This is a genomic window from Janthinobacterium sp. NKUCC06_STL (genome assembly GCF_019345455.1).
Classification (GTDB): domain Bacteria; phylum Pseudomonadota; class Gammaproteobacteria; order Burkholderiales; family Burkholderiaceae_D; genus Janthinobacterium; species Janthinobacterium rivuli.
Genome location: NZ_JAHKQY010000025.1, coordinates 1 through 1,019, shown reverse-complemented (window position 1 = coordinate 1,019; position 1,019 = coordinate 1). Strand labels below are relative to the sequence as shown.

Here is a 1,019-nt window from a genome sequence, read left to right as displayed (position 1 = left end):
GGCAAAGTAACAGAGATTAAACTGAAGAGTTTGATCCTGGCTCAGATTGAACGCTGGCGGCATGCCTTACACATGCAAGTCGAACGGCAGCACGGAGCTTGCTCTGGTGGCGAGTGGCGAACGGGTGAGTAATATATCGGAACGTACCCTAGAGTGGGGGATAACGTAGCGAAAGTTACGCTAATACCGCATACGATCTAAGGATGAAAGTGGGGGATCGCAAGACCTCATGCTCGTGGAGCGGCCGATATCTGATTAGCTAGTTGGTAGGGTAAAAGCCTACCAAGGCATCGATCAGTAGCTGGTCTGAGAGGACGACCAGCCACACTGGAACTGAGACACGGTCCAGACTCCTACGGGAGGCAGCAGTGGGGAATTTTGGACAATGGGCGAAAGCCTGATCCAGCAATGCCGCGTGAGTGAAGAAGGCCTTCGGGTTGTAAAGCTCTTTTGTCAGGGAAGAAACGGTGAGAGCTAATATCTCTTGCTAATGACGGTACCTGAAGAATAAGCACCGGCTAACTACGTGCCAGCAGCCGCGGTAATACGTAGGGTGCAAGCGTTAATCGGAATTACTGGGCGTAAAGCGTGCGCAGGCGGTTTTGTAAGTCTGATGTGAAATCCCCGGGCTCAACCTGGGAATTGCATTGGAGACTGCAAGGCTAGAATCTGGCAGAGGGGGGTAGAATTCCACGTGTAGCAGTGAAATGCGTAGATATGTGGAGGAACACCGATGGCGAAGGCAGCCCCCTGGGTCAAGATTGACGCTCATGCACGAAAGCGTGGGGAGCAAACAGGATTAGATACCCTGGTAGTCCACGCCCTAAACGATGTCTACTAGTTGTCGGGTCTTAATTGACTTGGTAACGCAGCTAACGCGTGAAGTAGACCGCCTGGGGAGTACGGTCGCAAGATTAAAACTCAAAGGAATTGACGGGGACCCGCACAAGCGGTGGATGATGTGGATTAATTCGATGCAACGCGAAAAACCTTACCTACCCTTGACATGGCTGGAATCC

Annotated in this window: 1 rRNA gene; it reads left to right on the top strand. The window is 51.9% G+C overall.

Going from position 1 to position 1,019, the window contains the following annotated elements:
• Positions 1–18: 18 nt before the first annotated feature.
• Positions 19–1,019, top strand: a 16S ribosomal RNA gene (locus KO539_RS29805); the annotation flags it as partial.